This window comes from Acidipropionibacterium timonense, assembly GCF_900605005.1.
GTDB lineage: Bacteria > Actinomycetota > Actinomycetes > Propionibacteriales > Propionibacteriaceae > Cutibacterium > Cutibacterium timonense.
In genome coordinates this window covers 1425299-1441623 of sequence record NZ_LR027558.1, presented here as the reverse complement: position 1 = coordinate 1441623, position 16325 = coordinate 1425299, and the positions used below count along the sequence as shown (strand labels likewise).

Below are 16325 nucleotides of genomic sequence, written 5' to 3'. Positions count from 1 at the left end.
CCGCCCGGCCCGGGACAGCGGGTGCGTCCGCTACTGGCAGGCCTTGACCTGCGGCATGGCTCGCACGGCCGTCGTGAGGTCGACCAGGGCGTCGGCGGCCGGCGTGTAGTGACCGGGCACCGTCACCTCGACGTACCCGGTGCGTCCGATGGTCGTGAAACGCCACCCGTCGCGCTGCTGTTCGGCGAACCAGCCGACGCCGTTGATCTCATTGCACTGGGACGTCGGGCCCAGCCCGGCGGGCTTGGCGACGCCGCAGCGCAGGGTGATCGACGGCGTCCCCCAGGACGCGGCGTCGTGCCCGGTCCAGGCGCGGGCCGCACCGTCGACCGTCGACGGGAGAGCCGCCATGACGGCCTGGCACGCGCTGGCGACCGAGCCGCTGGGGGAGGGATCGACGATCGGCTGGTCGCTCGAGGAGCAGCCGGCGAGGATCGACAGGGCCAGGCCGACGGCACACCACGGGTGCGCGGTCGGTGCAGGTCGGCGGGGTCGGCGGCCGGAGGTCATGGCCTCACGCTAGCGTGACCCTCATGACGAACACCGGCCCGACCATCGCACAGGTGGGCGAGTTCCCGCTCATCGACTCCCTCGTCTCCGATCTGCCCATGCGCGCCGAGGTGTCCGTGGGCCCCGGGGACGACGGCGCCGTCTTCCTCGTCGACGGGTCGCTCGTCGTGTCCACCGACGTCCTCGTCGAGGGGGTGCACTTCCGGCGCGACTGGTCGAGTGCGCACGACGTCGGCCGCAAGGCGGTCGCCGTCAACGTCGCCGACCTCGAGGCCATGGGGGCCCAACCGCTGACGATCGTCCTGGGCTTCAGCGCCCCGGGCACCCTTCCGGCCTCGTGGGCGCGGGAGTTCATGGCCGGCATGAGGCAGGAGGCCGAGCGTACCGGGGTGAGCATCATCGGCGGGGACACGACGGCCGGACCGGTCATCGGGATCGACGTCACCGTCATGGGCCAGACGGCCGGGTTGGCGCCGGTACGCCGCGACGGGGCCGTTCCCGGTGACGTCGTGGCCATCCGCGGACGTCTGGGTTGGGCGGCGGCCGGGCTCGTCGTGCTGGGCCGCGGGTTCCGTTCGCCGCGGGCCGTCGTCGAGGCACAGCGGTGCCCCGAACCGCCCTACGGCCAGGGTCGGGTGGCGGCCCGGGCCGGCGCCCACGCCATGATCGACGTCTCCGACGGGCTCGTCGCCGACCTCGGCCACATCGCGCAGGCCTCCGGGTTCGCCATCGACGTCGACACGACGACCCTCGAGGTGCCCGAACCCCTGCGCACCGTGGGCATGGCGACCGGTCAGAACCCCATGGAGTGGGTGCTCACCGGCGGAGAGGACCACGCCCTGGCCGCGACCTTCGCCCCCGGTGACGTCCCTGAGGGCTGGCAGGTCATCGGGACGGTTCTCGATCCGTCGGTGTGCGCCGACCCCGTCGTCCTCGTCGACGGGAAGGCGTGGGACCACAAGGGCGGATGGACCCACTTCGCCGGCTGAGACGGTCGATGTCGCAGGTGCGGCGTCCGGGCAGGGCCCCGGGGTCGCCTCCGCGCGCCTGACGAGGGACGTCACAGCTCCTTGATACCCTCGGCTCCATGGCGACCCGTGCGTCTTCCCCCGCGCGGACCCGTGGCAAGTCGGGTTCCGGCGCGCAGGGAAGCAGGAAGAAGACGTCGACCAGCTCACGGAGCAGGAGGTCGACGCCCCCGACCGCACCCAGCCGGGAGAACCCCGTCGCCCGCGCCCTGTCGGCCACCTGGGGTGGCCTGGCCACGGCGATGGGGCGTGTCGTCCGTCACATCGGCACCAGTCTGGCCGACCCCCGCGACCGTCACGACGGTGCCGCCACCGGCCTGCTGCTGAGTTCGGTCGTCGTCGCCGCGGCCTTCTGGTTCCAGTTCCCCGGCCCCATCGGCGGGGGGGGGCGCGTCGGCGTCGCCACGATCTTCGGGGCTCTGTCGTACGCCCTGCCGCTCTTCGGCCTGGCGATGGCCTGGCGTACCTATCGACACCCCGACCACAACGGGACGGGCGGACGACAGCTCGTCGGATGGACGGCGTTCCTCCTGGGCCTGCAGGGCATCGTCAACATCGCCCACGGCCTTCCCCGACCTGACGCGCCGGTCGCCCTGCGGGCGGCCGGTGGCATGCTGGGGTTCATCTCGTCGAGCTTCCTGGCCGATCTGCTCACCAAGTGGGTCGCCCTTCCGCTCCTCGTCGTCATCACGGTCGTCGGCATCGTCCTCATCGGGGGACGCCCCCTCATGGGTGCCTTGGCGAGGTTGCGCGAGTACGAGCAGCAGACCCGCCGGTCCGAGCCGGCACAGATCGAGTCGCGCCAGGCCTACGAGACCCCGCTGGTCACCGACGTCACGTCGCGCAACTCCGTCTCGACCGAGGAGGGGCCCACGAAGGGACGGAACCGTACCGGTCGGCGGCACAGTGACGAGGAGACGAACTCCTCGCTCGACGCCATCCTCGACGCCGAGATCGTCGATGAGGAACCGTCACCGGAGGCCGACTCGAAGCGCACCACCGCCGGCCTGCCCCAGGGATTCCAGGTGCACGAACCGGCCGACCTCCAGGCCCCCGAGCACGAGCCCATCCCGGCCCGGGTCGAGCAGCTCCAGCTGTCCGGGGACATCGCCTACACCCTGCCCGCGGCCGACCTGCTCAAGCCCGGGTCGGTGCCCAAGGCCCGTACCGAGGCCTCGGACGCCGTCGTGGCCAAGCTCAGCGGGGTCTTCGAGGAGTTCGGGATCGACGCCGCCGTCACCGGCTATTCCCGCGGCCCGACGGTGACCCGCTACGAGGTCGAGCTGGGCTCGGCCGTCAAGGTGGAGAAGGTCACCGCCCTGAGCCGCAACATCGCCTACGCCGTGGCCTCGCCGGACGTGCGCATCCTCTCGCCCATCCCGGGCAAGTCGGCCATCGGCATCGAGATCCCCAACACCGACAAGGAGATCGTCTCCCTCGGCGACGTCCTGCGCTCGAGCAAGGCCCGCAACGACCACAACCCGCTGGTCGTCGGTCTGGGCAAGGACGTCGAGGGCGGCTTCGTCATCGCCAACGTCGCGAAGATGCCGCACCTGCTCGTGGCCGGTGCCACCGGGTCGGGCAAGTCGAGCTTCGTCAACTCGCTCATCACCTCGGTCATGATGCGCGCCACCCCCGACGAGGTGAGGATGATGCTCGTCGACCCCAAGCGGGTCGAACTCAACCAGTACGAGGGCATCCCGCATCTGGTGACACCGATCATCACGAGCGCGAAGAAGGCCGCCGAAGCCCTCCAGTGGGTCGTGCGCGAGATGGACCAGCGCTACGACGACCTGGCGGCCTTCGGGTTCCGCCACGTCAAGGACTTCAACAAGGCGGTCCGCGCCGGAGAGGTCAAGGTTCCCGAGGGCTCGGAGCGAGTCCTGGCGCCGTATCCGTACCTTCTCGTCGTCGTCGACGAGTTGGCCGACCTCATGCTCGTGGCCCCGCGTGACGTCGAGGACTCCATCGTGCGGATCACCCAGCTCGCCCGCGCCGCCGGCATCCACCTCGTCTTGGCCACCCAGCGGCCGTCGACCGACGTCGTCACCGGTCTCATCAAGGCCAATGTGCCGTCCCGGTTGGCGTTCGCCACCTCCTCGATGACCGATTCCCGGGTCATCCTCGACCAGCCCGGGGCCGAGAAGCTCGTCGGGCAGGGTGACGGGCTCTTCCTACCCATGGGGGCGTCCAAGCCCATCCGTGTCCAGGGATCGTGGGTCTCCGACGCCGAGATCCATGACGTCGTCGCCCACGTCACCTCGCAGATGGAGGCCCACTACCGGCCCGATGTCGCCGCCCCGAGCGCCGAGAAGAAGGTCGCCGAGGACATCGGTGACGACATGGAACTCGTCCTCGAGGCCGCCAAGCTCGTCGTCGAACTGCAGCTCGGGTCGACCTCGATGCTCCAGCGCAAGTTGCGCGTCGGCTTCGCCAAGGCCGGACGCCTCATGGACATCCTCGAGACCCGTAACGTCGTCGGGCCCTCCGAGGGCTCCAAGCCGCGTGACGTCCTCGTGCGTCCCGATGACCTCGACGACGTCCTGGCCAACCTCCAGGCGGAGGCCTGAGGCAGCGTTCCGGGAGGCCAGGCCGGGGAGGGGCCAGGTCGTTCGGGGGTGGTCTCGACGAATCCGGAGCACGACGACACGACGTCCGCCATTCGAGGACGGCCTCCGGACGCGAACCGGGGCCGGTCACCACCTGGTGACCGGCCCCGGTTGCCGTCTGCGCGGATCCGACCCGCGCAGACCGTGGATCACTGCTCGACGGGCAGCTTGCCGTCGTCGTAGCGACGCCAGGCCTCGGGGTTCGAGGGCTGGGCGGCGAAGACGATGAAGATGATGGTGCCGACGAGGGGAATGAGGTTGATGAGCAACCACCAGCCGGAGCGGTTGGTGTCGTGCATGCGCCGGACGGCGATGCCGATGCTCGGCAGCAGGGTGCCCAGACCCCACACCGTGTTGAGGATGTCGTAGATGGTGCTGTGGTCGGTGAACGAGCCCCCGGAGAGCGAGTCGATGGCATTGAGGACGATCGACACGAGGATCGAGAAGAGCGCCACCCACCAGTACTCGGAGCGCGAGGCCCGACCGTGGAAGACGACGTAGTTCTTGAAGAAGAGGACGATGGCCTGACCGAAGGACACGTGCGGCCGGGGCCGTCCGGCACCCTGCTGGGCGTAGGGATCACCGTAGGCCGGGGCGGCGTAGGGATCCGACGGGTAGCCCTGGGCGGCGTAGGGGTTCTGGGTGCCGGCATAGGGGTCGGGTTGACCGTAGGCGGCTCCCTGCTGGGGTTGGGTCGGCTGGCCGTACAGGGACGGGTCGGCGTTCTCGCCATGCTGGGGCTGGCCCTGCTGGCCGGAGTTCTCGGGGTTGTAGGGACCCCACTGATCGTTCGACATTGGCTTCCTTATCGCTTCGGGATACGTGACCCATGAATACTAGGGGCTGAGGGGGTCGTCCGGAGAGATTTCCGGAAGCGTGACGTTCCCCAATTGTCTGGACCTCGCCGGGTGGGTGGGCGCAGCCGGGCTCGAACCGGCGACCTCCAGCGTGTAAGGCAGGCGCTCTGACCGACTGAGCTATGCGCCCCCACGGCTCACGGTAGAGTAGCCCATCGTGGCACTGGTAGATCTGCAGCAGACCGTCGACGAACTCGACCACTCCCTCGAGTCCATCGAGGCCGTCGTCGACCCCGACTCCAAGAAGAAGGAGATCGCCGCACTCGAGGAGCAGGTCGCTGCTCCTGATCTGTGGGACGACCAGGAGAACGCCCAGAAGGTGACCTCCCGGTTGTCGGCGCTCCAGGCCGAACTCGAGCGTCTGGGGCAGTTGCGGTCTCGGTTGGACGACGTCCGCGTCCTGCTCGAGTTCGCCGCCGACGGGGACGACGCCGACTCCGAGGCGGAGGCCCAGGCCGAGATCGGCCGGTTGCGGTCCGACATCGACGCCCTCGAGGTGCGCACCCTCCTGTCGGGCAAGTACGACGAACGCGAGGCCGTCGTCACCATTCGTTCGGAGGCCGGCGGGGTCGACGCGGCCGACTTCGCCGAGATGCTCCTGCGCATGTACCTGCGCTGGGCGGAGCGCCACGACTACAAGGTCGAGATGCTCGACACCTCCTACGCCGAGGAGGCCGGCATCAAGTCGGCCACCTTCATCCTCCACGCCCCCTACGCCTACGGCACCCTGTCGGTCGAGCAGGGGACGCACCGACTCGTGCGGATCAGCCCCTTCGACAACCAGGGGCGCCGCCAGACGTCCTTCACCGGCATCGAGGTGCTGCCCGTCGTCGAGGAGGCCGACCATGTCGACATCCCCGAGTCGGACCTGCGCGTCGACGTCTTCCACTCCTCGGGCCCCGGCGGTCAGGGCGTCAACACCACCGACTCGGCCGTGCGGCTCACCCACCTGCCCACGGGCATCGTCGTCACCTGTCAGGACGAGCGCTCCCAGATCCAGAACAAGGCCGCTGCCATGCGCGTCCTCCAGGCCAAGCTCCTCGAGAAGGCCCGTCAGGAGCAGGAGGCCGAGATGAACTCGCTCAAGTCCGAGGGCAACTCGTGGGGAGCCCAGATGCGCTCCTACGTGCTGCACCCGTACCAGATGGTCAAGGACCTGCGCACCAACCACGAGGTCGGCAACACCGACGCCGTCTTCGACGGGGACATCGACGACTTCATCGACGCCGGCATCCGGTGGCGTCGCAGTACCGAGGACGCCAGCTGAGCGAGGATCGACCTGCCCGCCGGTACCGTGGCTGCGGCCCGCTCTGGCGCGTCGATGCTTGCTCCCGGCGTGATCTCGCCTAGACTCAAGCGCGCGGTCTGAGAATTTCTCAGACTCATGTCCTCGACCGGCCTCCCGGCGGTCGCAGTACCCTCGCCGAGGCTAAGGATGGATCGTTGATCACCTTCGACAACGTCACCAAGATCTACGACGGGCAGTCCCGGCCCGCGCTCAAGGGTGTCAACGTCGACATCGACAAGGGCGAGTTCGTCTTCCTCGTCGGCCAGTCCGGGTCGGGCAAGTCGACCTTCATCCGACTCATCCTGCGCGAGTACCGGCCCACCCGCGGGACGCTGTACGTCGCCGGCAAGGACCTGTCGACCCTGCGTCCGTGGAAGGTGCCGGCCCTGCGACGTCAGATCGGTACCGTCTTCCAGGACTTCCGGTTGCTGCCGGGCAAGACGGTCTACGAGAACGTCGCCTTCGCCCTCCAGGTCATCGGACGACCGACCAAGGAGATCAGGAAGGTCGTCCCCGAGACCCTCGAACTCGTCGGTCTCACCGGCAAGGAGAAGCGGATGCCCGACGAGCTGTCGGGTGGCGAGCAGCAGCGCGTGGCCGTCGCGCGGGCCTTCGTCAACCGGCCGAAGATCCTCATCGCCGACGAGCCGACCGGCAACCTCGACCCGGTGACGAGCGTGGGCATCATGAAGCTCCTCGACCGCATCAACCGCACCGGGGCGACGGTCATCATGGCCACCCACGACTCGACCATCGTCGACCAGATGCGCCGGAGGGTCATCGAACTCGACGCCGGGCAGGTCGTCCGTGACCAGTCCGAGGGCGTCTACGGCACCGCCTGAGCCCATCCCCCATCCCGCCGACCGACCTCGACCGACTGCTCCACACCTTCCGACCCCACCACTGACAGGAACGTTCATCCATGCGCCACACCTTGCGAGAGACCTGGTCCGGGCTGCGCCGCAATGCCACCATGACGGTCGCCGTCATCGTGACGATGTGGGTCTCGCTGTCCCTGTTCGGGGCAGCGCTCCTGGCCACCCAGCAGGTCGACCTCATCAAGGGCAAGTGGTACGACAAGATCGAGGTCTCGGTCTTCCTGTGCGTCAAGGACGTGCCCGGTGGCCAGTGCGTCGACGGTCAGGCGGCCACCCAGGCCCAGAAGGACTCCATCCGCAAGACCCTCGAGGCCAACCCGCAGGTGCAGACCGTCTACTACGAGTCCAAGCACGACGCGTACACCGAGTACCAGCGCATCTACAAGGACTCCCCGGTCAAGGACGTCCTCACCGAGGAAACCATCCAGGACTCCTTCCGGGTCAAGCTCAAGAATCCCGAGCAGTACCAGGGGGTCGTCTCCCAGGCGCAGGGTCTGCCGGGGGTGCAGGCGGTCGTCGATCTGCACACCGCCCTCGACCCGCTGTTCCTGTGGCTCAACGCCCTCAAGTGGGGCACGGTGGGCATGTCGGCGCTGCTTCTCGTGGCGGCCGCGTTGCAAATTGGCAACACCATCCGCATGGCGGCTTTCTCCAGACGCCGTGAACTGGGCATCATGAGGCTCGTGGGAGCCTCGAACGCGTACATCCTCACCCCGTTCCTGCTCGAGTCGCTCATCGCCGGTCTCATCGGTGCCGTCCTCGCGGCGGGCACCATCGCGGCCGGTGCCTACGGCATCGTCATGAAGCACGCCGCCACCTCGATCACGACGATCGTGTGGATCGGATGGCACCAGACGTGGATCGCCATCGCGTGGGTGCTCGTGGTCGCCGTCGTCCTGTCCCTGCTACCGGCCTATGTGGCCACCAAGAGGTATCTCAAGGTCTGAGAGCCGCGTCCCGAGAGAAGGTTCCATGAGTCGGGTGCTTCCCCCAGCCGCCACGGCCGCCCGCCACGTCCACCATCAACCCCGCGCCCGGCGCCGGCTCGCCCTGCTCGGCACCGCGTTGGCCGTTCTGGCCGTCGGGACGTCGGTGGCCGTGCCCCATGCCTCCGCCGACGATCTCACCGACGCCAAGAACCGCGTCAGCAAGCAGATCGCCCAGTCCCAGAGCGATCTTGAGGGATACAGCGCCGACGTCCAGAAGGCCGCGGCAGCGCTCGAGGCCTCTCGCAGGAAGCTCGACGCCGCCCGGGCCGCGCTCAGCCAGGCGCAGGCGGCGGTGACCGCTGCACAGAAGGCCGACGCCGCGAAGGCCGCCGAGCTGGCCCGCTCCCAGGAGGCGCTCGCCAAGGCCCGCCAGGACGTCAAGGACAACGAGGCCGCCCTCGCGCGCGAACACAAGACGCTCTCGGTCATCGTCAGCCGTACAGTGCAGCAACAGACGCCGATGATGGGCGTGGCCGCCTTCCTCACCAACCTCAACACCGGCGACGTGAACGCGCGCATCCAGTGGTCCGACGCCCTGCTGGCCGGTGGGCAGCATGCCCTCGATCAACTGCAGAAGCGTGAGGCGGCCCTCCAGGCGGCCCGTGATCGCGTGCAGGCCACCGAGGAGAGGATCGCCGCCGAGAAGAAGGACGCCGAGGAGCACCTGGCGCAGACTCGGACCGCCCAGACCAAGGCCCAGCAGGCCCAGGACGCCGTGTCGGCGGCCGTGGCCGCCAACACCGCCGCCAAGAAGGATGCGGACGCCAAGGTCGCCGCCGAGAAGGCCAAGCAGCAGAAGCTCCAGGCCCAGGAGGACGACCTCGACGCCCGGATCCGGGCGCGGATCGCCGCGGCGAAGAAGGCCGCCGCCGAGAAGGCGGCGCGGGAGGCGGCAGCCCGTGCCGCTGCCGCGAAGGCCGCAGCGGCGCGTCGGGCGGCGAGCTCCTCGTCGAGCAGCTCGGACTCGGGGTCCTCGAGCACGACGAGCCGGTCGAGCCGATCGAGCAGTTCGACGAGCACCTACACGGCGTCGAGCTTCTTCGACTACCCGGTCGATGCCCCCATCACCTCGCCGTACGGCATGAGGTTCCATCCGGTGCTCCACGTGTGGAAGCTCCACGACGGCACCGATTTCGGGGCCTCGTGCGGCACGCCGATCCGAGCCCCGCGGGCCGGTACCGTCGTCGAGAAGTACTGGAACGACGCCTACGGCAACCGCCTCATGATCGATCACGGACTGGTCGACGGGCACTACGTGACGACCGGTTACAACCACGCCATCAGCTACACGGTGAGTGTCGGCGATCACGTGAGTCGTGGCCAGGTCATCGGGTACGTCGGGACGACTGGTTGGTCGACGGGCTGTCACCTGCACCTCATGGAGTGGACCGACGGTGTCAAGGGCGATCCCATGGCCCGGTGGTTCTGAGGGGTCTGGCGGTTCGGGGCGGCTGATCCGCTCGCGGGTGTGAGCCGACCGGGGTGTGCAGGTCGCTGTCGGTATGTCCCAGACATGCCTGTCCGAGGGCTGTGTCATGGGTGCAGCCCCATGGCCGCCGATGGACAGCACCCGCTCGGCAACCACGTGACACCACAACAAGGGACCTGACCGCGATGAGTTGAGTCCCTCGGTGTGGTGGCAATTGCCGTGGTGATCTGGCCCAGGCCGGTGAGGGCTGGAGGTCATCGTGGGATCGAATTCCGCGAAGAACCACCTGACGGTCCGCATGACGACCCACCACCAGCCCGCCCTGTCGAGCCTGCTGCAGGGACTCCTCGACGACGCCCATTGGACCATGGGGACCGTTGCGGCGCCTGCTACAGGCTGTGTCACAGGACCCTGTCGACGCCGAGGCGACCGCCCGGACCACCCTCGGCGATCGCCAGGAGGGCCAGGGCGCGTACCGTTGGTCAGGAGCCCGGTCGGAGGGTTGACGCAATCCGGCGGGCAGAAGCGAGGTGTGCGGGGTCCCCGGTGGCCATGGCCAGCAGGCCGAGGGCCTCGACTGCCTCCCAGGTGCCGGGCTTGAGTCGAGCCGCGCAGTCGGCGGCCAGGCACGCAGTGTCGTCGTCCATGAGGAAACTATGACACCCCTGCCCTGGCTGCACCGACGACTCCCGACATTGGTGGGCGGTCAGCGCGAGGTCGAGGACCCGGCACTGAGGGCCGGGTCGACGTGACGCTCGACGAGCACGGCACCCAGGCACGCGGTGAGCACCCAGCCGACCCCTTGGACGAGGGACCAGGTGAGTAGGGTCATGGCCACCCCCAACGGGCCGAATCCCGTCCACCACGACATGAGGCTCGGGAACGCCGCCACCTCGGTGAGGCGCAGGACCAGGCCGTTGAGCACCGCTCCGCTGAGGCCGACGACGGTCATCGCCGCCAGGTCCCAGCCGGCGTCCGGTACGAGGATGGGGTGTGACGCCGCCCACAGGACGATGAGCGGCAGCAGGCCGGCGGCCATGCCCACGACGAACCCGAGCAGGGAGCGCCCGATGGTGTGCTTGACGGTCTGTTCGACGACGTCGGAGCCGAAGCTGGCGACGAGGTACAGGCTGAACCAGCACGCCCCGCGCCACACCTGCGACCAGAAGCGCGGGTCGGCTCGCCGCCAGGCCTTGATGAAGACCCTGGTCACGGTGAACGACATGGGAATGCCCCAGATGACGAAACCGAGAATGCCCGAGACGCTGTCGTAGGCGCTGCGCAGGCTCGCCGAGTCGCCGAAGGTCTGGATGACGAGGGTCGCGTTGTCGCCGGACAGGTGGAGCTGGCGGGCCATGAGTTCGCCCACGCTGCGTCGGGCCTTGGCCGGGGCCAGGACCGCATACCCGACGATGGTGATGGGGAAGACGGTGAGGAACAGTTCCAGGGACACCAGCCCTGCCAGGTCGAACCCGTCGATGGACAGGAACCGCCGCAGGGTTCCCACGACCAGGCCCAGGCCACGGCGTCGCTCCGCTGCTGCCAGACGATCCTCGTAGTCGAGCCAGGCGGCCAGGCGTCGGGCGCCGTGGAGGTGGGTCAGCTGGCGATGCGGCTGGCGCGGACGGTCGGAGTCCACGGGGCCATTCCACCACAGGCGCTGCACCGCGACGGGTCCGCCACAAGCGGGGGAGCGACGGTGGGCCCGCGGCGGCCGCTAGACTGGGCTGTCCGCCCCGGCGTCGAAGGAGGTCGTCATGCCCAGGGAGAAGGGGACCACGGTCGTCGCTCGGAACAGGAAGGCTCGGCACGACTACGCCATCGGCGACACCTGGGAGGCCGGGCTCGTCCTCCAGGGCACCGAGGTGAAGTCGCTGCGTGCCGGCAAGGCGTCCCTTGTCGACGCCTTCGCCCAGGTCGACGACCACGGGGAGGTGTGGATGTACAACCTGCACATCCCCGAATATGCCTTCGGCACCTGGCGCAACCACGACGTCATGCGCAAGCGCAAGCTCCTGCTCAACAAGCGGGAGATCGCCAAGCTCAGCCGCGAGTCGGCCGACGCCGGCAAGACGATCGTGCCCTTGGAGCTCTACTTCAAGGACGGCTACGCCAAGGTCCAGATCGCGGTGGCCACCGGCAAGAGGGACTGGGACAAGCGTGAGGCCATCAAGGAGCGGGACGCCAAGCGTGAGGCCCAGCGGGCCATGGCCAATCGGGTGAAGAACCGGCACCGCTGAAACGCCGTCGTTCTCCGTCGGTGAGACGGATGTGCATGACCATGCCCAGACGTGTATAACTATGCGTATGACTGCAAAGGCATTCACCGTCGCGGTGGCCGGCGCGTCCGGGTACGCCGGCGCCGAGGTGGCCCGGCTCGTCGCCGCCCACCCGCGGCTCGTGCTCGGTGCCCTCGCTGCGCACAGCAACGCCGGGCAGCCGATCGAGTCGGTCCTCGGGCAGTTCACCGGAACCGAGACCGGGAACCGCTCCTTCACCGACCTCGATCCGGCCCTCCTGTCCTCCCACGACGCCGTCGTCCTCGCCCTGCCACACGGCGCCTCGGCGGCTCTGGCGGCGCGCATCGAGGCGGTCGATCCCCATGTCGTCCTCGTCGACGCCGGGGCCGACTTCCGGCTCGCCGACTCCCGGGACTGGCAGCGCTGGTACGGATCGGAGCACGCTGGGACCTGGGCCTACGGCCTACCCGAACTCGTCCTGGCCGGTGGCGGCAAGCAGCGCGACGCGCTGGTCGGCGTCACCCGGATCGCCGGGCCCGGCTGCAATGCCTCGGCCATGGCCCTGGCGCTGGCGCCGTTGGTGCGCGCCGGTCTGGTTGACCCGCACGGCATGTCCGCCGTCCTACCGGTCGGCACGTCCGGGGCCGGTCGCAAGGCTCGCACCGAGCAGCTCTTCGCCCAGGTGAGCGGCGGAGCGCGTCCCTACGCCGTCGGTGGGGCACACCGGCACGTCCCCGAGGTACTCCAGTCGCTGCGCATGGCCGGGGCACCCCAGGACGCCTCCCTGGCCATGACACCCGTGCTCGTGCCCATGGCCCGCGGGATCGTCGCGGTGTGCACGGCGCGAACGGTGAGCACGACCTCCACCGGGGAGGCGCTGGCTGCCCTCCACGAGGCCTACGACGCCGAGCCCTTCGTCACCGTGCTGCCCGCCGGACGTCTGCCCGACAGCCACGACGTCCTGGCCAGCAACGCCGTGCACATCAGCGCCGAGGTCGACCCGGACTCCGGTGTGACGACGGTCATCGCCGCCCTCGACAACCTCGTCAAGGGCACGGCGGGGGCCATCGTCCAGTGCCTCAACATCGCCCTCGGACTACCCGAGGCCACCGGCTTGCCACGCATCGGCGTCACCCCCTGAGGAGATCACATGTCCATCACCGCACCCGCCGGGTTCACCGCCGGTTCCCAACCCCACCTCACCCTCATCGTCAACGAGGGTCCGCTGCAGGAGGCCGCCGGCGTCTTCACCTCCAACCGCGTCGTCGCCGCCCCCGTCGTGTGGAGCCGGGCGGCGCTGGCCGACCACCACGCCCATGCCGTCGTCGCCAACTCGGCCTGCGCCAACGCGTGCACCGGCTCCCAGGGCGATGACGACGCCCGTGCCACCGCCGACCACGTCGCCGGGCTGCTCGGCTGCGGGGTCGACGAGGTCCTCGTCGCCTCGACCGGCATCATCGGCGTTCCCCTCGACATGGACCGCATCACGGCCTGGACCGACGCCGCCCACGCCGACCTGGCCACCGGCCCGGCGGCGGACGACGCCGCGGCACGGGCGATCATGACGACGGACACGGTGACGAAGACCGCGACCCTCACCGTCGGCGGGGTGACCTTCGGGGGCATCGCCAAGGGCGCCGGAATGCTGGCCCCCCAGTTGGCGACGATGCTCGTCTTCCTCACGACCGACGCCGTCGTGGGGCCCGGCGAGTTGCAGCCGGCCCTGGCGGCGGCCACCGCCGTGACCTTCTCGCGCGTCGACTCGGACGCCTGCATGTCGACCAATGACACCGTCATCGCCCTGGCCTCGGGGGCCTCGGGTCAGTCCTTGTCGCGGTCGGCCCTCACCCAGGCGCTCACGAGCCTGTGCGCTGATCTGGCACGCCAGCTCGTCGCCGACGCGGAGGGTTCCCACCACGACGTCCTCGTCGAGGTCGAGGGGGCGACGACGACCGAGGCCGCCGAGGCCGTGGCCCGCGAGGTCGCCAGGTCCAACCTCGTCAAGACCGCCATCGCCGGCAACGACCCCAACTGGGGACGCATCCTGGCTGCCGTCGGGTGTGTCCCCGAGGACGTCGCCCCGTACCGGCCCGACGAGGTCGACGTCGCCATCAACGGCGTCACCATCTGCCGGGCAGGAGCCATCGGCGACGACCGGGAGCTCGTCGACCTCACCCCCCGCGAGGTCCACATCACCATCGATCTGCACGCCGGACACGCCCACGGACACGTGTGGACCAACGACCTCACCCACGAATACGTCGAAGAGAACAGCGCCTACACCTCATGACGAACACCCTCGACATCCCGCTCAACGATTCCCAGAGCGCCGCCCAGCGCAAGTCCGAGGTCCTCGTCGAGGCCCTCCCGTGGATCCGCCGCTTCCAAGGCCGCACCGTCGTCGTCAAGTACGGCGGCAACGCCATGATCGACCCTGCCCTCCAGCAGGCCTTCGCCGACGACATCGTCTTCATGGCCTCGGTCGGCATCCGCCCGGTCGTCGTCCACGGCGGAGGACCCCAGATCAACGCCATGCTCGCCGACCGTGGCACCGCCATCGAGTTCCGCAACGGGTTGCGGGTGACGAGCCGCGAGGTCATGGAGACCGTCCGGATGGTCCTCGTCGGCCAGGTGGGACGCCAGCTCGTCGGGTGCATCAACTCGTTCGCCCCGCTGGCCGCCGGGATGTCAGGGGAGGACTCCGGGCTCCTCTCGGCGCGCCGGGCCCGGGTCGTCGTCGACGGCGAGGAGGTCGACATGGGGCTCGTCGGCGACATCGTCGACGTCAACGTCGAGCTCATCGACGACATGCTCGACCGCGGCCAGATTCCCGTCATCGCCCCGGTCTGCCCCGAGGTCGACGAGTCGGGACGTCCCACCGGTGAGGTGCTCAACGTCAACGCCGATGCCGCCGCCACGGCCATCGCCCAGGCCATCGGCGCCGAGAAGCTCGTCATGCTCACCAATGTCGCCGGCATCTACCGCACCTGGCCCGATCCGCGCACCCTCATCCCCGACATCTCCGCCTCCGACCTGCGTCGGCTCATCCCGCGGCTGGGTGAGGGGATGCGCCCCAAGGCCCAGGCCCTGCTCGACGCCGTCGACGGGGCGGTGCGCAGCGCGGCCATCGTCGACGGGCGCATCGCCCACGCCCTGCTGCTCGAGATCTTCACCACCAAGGGCGTCGGCACGATGGCGCGCCGTGACGACTACGTGTGACGTCCCCGCACCCCGACCTCGACCCCACCCACCGGCAGGAGCAGCCATGTCCGACCTTCTCACCCGCTACCAGGACTCCCTCATGGGGGTCTTCGGGACGCCGCAGCTCGTCCTCGTCGAGGGGCACGGCTGTCACGTCACCGACGCCGACGGCCGGACCTATCTCGACCTCCTCGGTGGTATCGCCGTCAACGCCCTGGGCTACGGTCATCCGGCCTGGGTGACCGCGGTGAGCGAGCAGGCCGCTCGCCTGGCGCACGTGTCGAACTTCTTCACCACCCCGGCCCAGATCGAGCTCGCCGAGACGCTCCTGGAGGTCGCCCAGGCCCCGGCGGGGTCGCGGGTGTTTCTCTCGAACTCCGGCACCGAGGCCAACGAGGCCGCCCTCAAGATCGTCAAGAGGCACCACCCGGGAGGTCGGGTGCTGGCCCTCGAACACGCCTTCCACGGCCGCACCCTCGGCGCCCTGGCCCTCACCCACAAGCCCGCCTACCGCGAGCCCTTCGAGCCACTGGGGGCCGACGTCACCTTCGTCCCGCCCGAGGACGTCGACGCCCTGGCCGCCGAGCTGGCGGTCGGTGACGTCGCCGGCGTCTTCCTCGAACCCATCCAGGGTGAGGCCGGTGTCGTGCCGCTGTCGGCGTCGTACCTGAGGGCGGCCCGTGAGCTCACGCGCGCCCACGACGCACTGCTCGTCCTAGACGAGGTGCAGTGCGGGATGGGACGCACCGGGCACTGGTTCGCCCACCAGGTCACCGGGGTCGTGCCGGACGTCGTCACCATGGCCAAGTCCCTCGGTGGGGGAGTGCCGATCGGTGCGACCATCGCGTTCGGCGAGGACGTCGCGACCACCCTTGCCGCTGGACAGCACGGCACGACTTTCGGTGGCAACCCCCTGGCGTGTGCCGCAGCCCTCGCCGTGCTGCGAACCATCGAGTCAGAGGGCCTTCTCGAGCACGCGGCGAGCCTGGGGGAGCACCTGCGCGGGCGGATCGAGGGATGTCATGATCTCGTCGAGGGCGTGCGAGGGTCCGGGCTCCTGCTGGGCATCCAGCTGACGCAGGAGGTCGCCGGGCAGGTCGTCACGGCGGCCCGGCAGGCCGGGTTCATCGTCAACGCGGCCAACCCGTCGACCATTCGACTGGCACCTCCGCTCGTCCTCACCGTCGAGGAGGCCGACCAGTTCGCCGATGCCCTGCCAGGTCTGCTCGATTCCGTCGGTCGACAGGCCGAGGGCCACACCGTCACCACCGACCGGTGACACGCTGACAAGGAGAT

At 69.5% G+C, this 16325-nt stretch carries 15 protein-coding genes and 1 tRNA gene; 11 read left to right on the top strand and 5 right to left on the bottom strand.

Annotation, left to right across the window (positions count from 1 at the left end):
- Nucleotides 1-30: 30 nt before the first annotated feature.
- Entirely contained in the window at nt 31-510 is a 480-nt protein-coding gene (locus E0E30_RS06740; protein ID WP_130865645.1) for a DUF3515 domain-containing protein, read from the bottom strand.
- Between the two features lie 23 nt (nt 511-533).
- Here E0E30_RS06740 and E0E30_RS06735 point away from each other — a divergent pair, with 23 nt between their 5' ends.
- Nucleotides 534-1499 carry a thiamine-phosphate kinase gene (locus E0E30_RS06735; RefSeq protein WP_130865644.1) on the top strand — a complete coding sequence of 322 codons (966 nt, stop codon included), beginning with the start codon at nt 534-536 and terminating at the stop codon, nt 1497-1499.
- Between the two features lie 281 nt (nt 1500-1780).
- On the top strand, nt 1781-4108 hold the full coding sequence (locus E0E30_RS06725; RefSeq protein WP_130865643.1) for an FtsK/SpoIIIE family DNA translocase: 2328 nt from the start codon (nt 1781-1783) through the stop codon (nt 4106-4108).
- A gap of 188 nt (nt 4109-4296) precedes the next feature.
- Here E0E30_RS06725 and E0E30_RS06720 read toward each other — a convergent pair whose 3' ends face one another.
- Together E0E30_RS06720 and E0E30_RS06715 are read right to left on the bottom strand one after the other, a co-directional pair.
- On the bottom strand, nt 4297-4944 hold the full coding sequence (locus tag E0E30_RS06720; RefSeq protein WP_130865642.1) for a DUF805 domain-containing protein: 648 nt from the start codon (nt 4942-4944) through the stop codon (nt 4297-4299).
- A 116-nt stretch (nt 4945-5060) separates the two neighbouring features.
- Nucleotides 5061-5134: transfer RNA gene (locus E0E30_RS06715), tRNA-Val, on the bottom strand.
- A gap of 27 nt (nt 5135-5161) precedes the next feature.
- On the opposite strand from E0E30_RS06715, the gene prfB reads away from it, so the two are divergent.
- From prfB to E0E30_RS06695, 4 genes are all read left to right on the top strand, one after another.
- Nucleotides 5162-6271 (top strand): peptide chain release factor 2, encoded by a 1110-nt coding sequence (gene prfB, locus E0E30_RS06710; protein WP_130865641.1) that lies wholly within the window; start codon nt 5162-5164, stop codon nt 6269-6271.
- 176 nt (nt 6272-6447) lie between these two features.
- Nucleotides 6448-7134 (top strand): cell division ATP-binding protein FtsE, encoded by a 687-nt coding sequence (gene ftsE, locus E0E30_RS06705; RefSeq protein WP_130865640.1) that lies wholly within the window; start codon nt 6448-6450, stop codon nt 7132-7134.
- Nucleotides 7135-7214: 80 nt separating this feature from the next.
- Nucleotides 7215-8117 (top strand): permease-like cell division protein FtsX, encoded by a 903-nt coding sequence (gene ftsX, locus E0E30_RS06700; RefSeq protein ID WP_210115792.1) that lies wholly within the window; start codon nt 7215-7217, stop codon nt 8115-8117.
- Between the two features lie 25 nt (nt 8118-8142).
- A complete protein-coding gene (locus E0E30_RS06695; protein WP_130865639.1) occupies nt 8143-9588 on the top strand; it encodes a M23 family metallopeptidase in 1446 nt (481 codons plus the stop codon).
- 482 nt (nt 9589-10070) lie between these two features.
- Here the strand turns inward: E0E30_RS06695 and E0E30_RS13290 are convergent, their stop codons facing one another.
- On the bottom strand, nt 10071-10235 hold the full coding sequence (locus tag E0E30_RS13290) for a hypothetical protein (protein WP_167853910.1): 165 nt from the start codon (nt 10233-10235) through the stop codon (nt 10071-10073).
- 59 nt (nt 10236-10294) lie between these two features.
- Nucleotides 10295-11227, bottom strand: coding sequence for a hypothetical protein (locus E0E30_RS06690; RefSeq protein ID WP_130865638.1), 933 nt, complete (start codon nt 11225-11227; stop codon nt 10295-10297).
- Between the two features lie 118 nt (nt 11228-11345).
- Here E0E30_RS06690 and smpB point away from each other — a divergent pair, with 118 nt between their 5' ends.
- The 5 genes from smpB (at nt 11346) to E0E30_RS06665 (ending at nt 16308) form a co-directional block, all read left to right on the top strand.
- Nucleotides 11346-11828: an SsrA-binding protein SmpB gene (gene smpB / locus E0E30_RS06685; RefSeq protein WP_130865637.1), complete on the top strand. Its 483-nt coding sequence runs from the start codon at nt 11346-11348 to the stop codon at nt 11826-11828.
- 61 nt (nt 11829-11889) lie between these two features.
- The gene (gene argC, locus E0E30_RS06680) at nt 11890-12969 is read left to right on the top strand and encodes an N-acetyl-gamma-glutamyl-phosphate reductase (RefSeq protein ID WP_130865636.1); all 1080 of its coding nucleotides are present in this window, start codon (nt 11890-11892) and stop codon (nt 12967-12969) included.
- A gap of 9 nt (nt 12970-12978) precedes the next feature.
- Nucleotides 12979-14118 carry a bifunctional glutamate N-acetyltransferase/amino-acid acetyltransferase ArgJ gene (argJ, locus tag E0E30_RS06675; protein ID WP_130865635.1) on the top strand — a complete coding sequence of 380 codons (1140 nt, stop codon included), beginning with the start codon at nt 12979-12981 and terminating at the stop codon, nt 14116-14118.
- Nucleotides 14115-15047 carry an acetylglutamate kinase gene (argB, locus tag E0E30_RS06670; protein WP_130865634.1) on the top strand — a complete coding sequence of 311 codons (933 nt, stop codon included), beginning with the start codon at nt 14115-14117 and terminating at the stop codon, nt 15045-15047. The genes argJ and argB overlap by 4 nt, the downstream gene beginning before the upstream one ends.
- A gap of 46 nt (nt 15048-15093) precedes the next feature.
- The gene (locus E0E30_RS06665; protein WP_130865633.1) at nt 15094-16308 is read left to right on the top strand and encodes an acetylornithine transaminase; all 1215 of its coding nucleotides are present in this window, start codon (nt 15094-15096) and stop codon (nt 16306-16308) included.
- The last annotated feature ends 17 nt before the right edge of the window (nt 16309-16325 follow it).

What these genes read in the sequence shown, in the direction of transcription:
- E0E30_RS06665 (WP_130865633.1), top strand. Translation starts at nt 15,094, where the DNA reads ATGTCCGACCTTCTCACCCGCTACCAGGACTCCCTCATGGGGGTCTTC.
- argJ (WP_130865635.1), top strand. Translation starts at nt 12,979, where the DNA reads ATGTCCATCACCGCACCCGCCGGGTTCACCGCCGGTTCCCAACCCCAC.
- argC (WP_130865636.1), top strand. Translation starts at nt 11,890, where the DNA reads ATGCGTATGACTGCAAAGGCATTCACCGTCGCGGTGGCCGGCGCGTCC.
- smpB (WP_130865637.1), top strand. Translation starts at nt 11,346, where the DNA reads ATGCCCAGGGAGAAGGGGACCACGGTCGTCGCTCGGAACAGGAAGGCT.
- E0E30_RS13290 (WP_167853910.1), bottom strand. Translation starts at nt 10,235, where the DNA reads ATGGACGACGACACTGCGTGCCTGGCCGCCGACTGCGCGGCTCGACTC.
- E0E30_RS06735 (WP_130865644.1), top strand. Translation starts at nt 534, where the DNA reads ATGACGAACACCGGCCCGACCATCGCACAGGTGGGCGAGTTCCCGCTC.
- E0E30_RS06725 (WP_130865643.1), top strand. Translation starts at nt 1,781, where the DNA reads ATGGGGCGTGTCGTCCGTCACATCGGCACCAGTCTGGCCGACCCCCGC.
- E0E30_RS06740 (WP_130865645.1), bottom strand. Translation starts at nt 510, where the DNA reads ATGACCTCCGGCCGCCGACCCCGCCGACCTGCACCGACCGCGCACCCG.
- E0E30_RS06720 (WP_130865642.1), bottom strand. Translation starts at nt 4,944, where the DNA reads ATGTCGAACGATCAGTGGGGTCCCTACAACCCCGAGAACTCCGGCCAG.
- E0E30_RS06695 (WP_130865639.1), top strand. Translation starts at nt 8,143, where the DNA reads ATGAGTCGGGTGCTTCCCCCAGCCGCCACGGCCGCCCGCCACGTCCAC.
- argB (WP_130865634.1), top strand. Translation starts at nt 14,115, where the DNA reads ATGACGAACACCCTCGACATCCCGCTCAACGATTCCCAGAGCGCCGCC.
- ftsX (WP_210115792.1), top strand. Translation starts at nt 7,215, where the DNA reads ATGCGCCACACCTTGCGAGAGACCTGGTCCGGGCTGCGCCGCAATGCC.